We start from the raw sequence: 242 nt of genomic DNA on the forward strand, positions 1-242 counted from the left end.
GTGGCGGCGACCACGAGGATGGCGCCGTCCATCTGAGCGGCACCGGTGATCATGTTCTTGATGTAGTCCGCGTGACCGGGGCAGTCGACGTGGGCGTAGTGACGCGTCTCGGTCTGGTACTCGACGTGCGCGATGGAGATGGTGATACCGCGCTGGCGCTCCTCGGGAGCCTTGTCGATCTGGTCGAAGGCCGAGGCCTCGTTCAGGTCCGGGTACGCGTCGTGCAGCACCTTGGTGATCGC

The 242-nt window shown here is 65.3% G+C and carries 1 protein-coding gene; it reads right to left on the bottom strand.

The window, feature by feature from the left end; translation table 11 throughout:
- Positions 1-242 (bottom strand): GTP-binding protein (locus ACSNOD_RS32040; RefSeq protein ID WP_436770551.1); only part of this gene is annotated, 242 nt, incomplete at both ends.

The sequence above is a fragment of the Streptomyces sp. URMC 123 genome (assembly GCF_051386515.1).
Classification (GTDB): domain Bacteria; phylum Actinomycetota; class Actinomycetes; order Streptomycetales; family Streptomycetaceae; genus Streptomyces.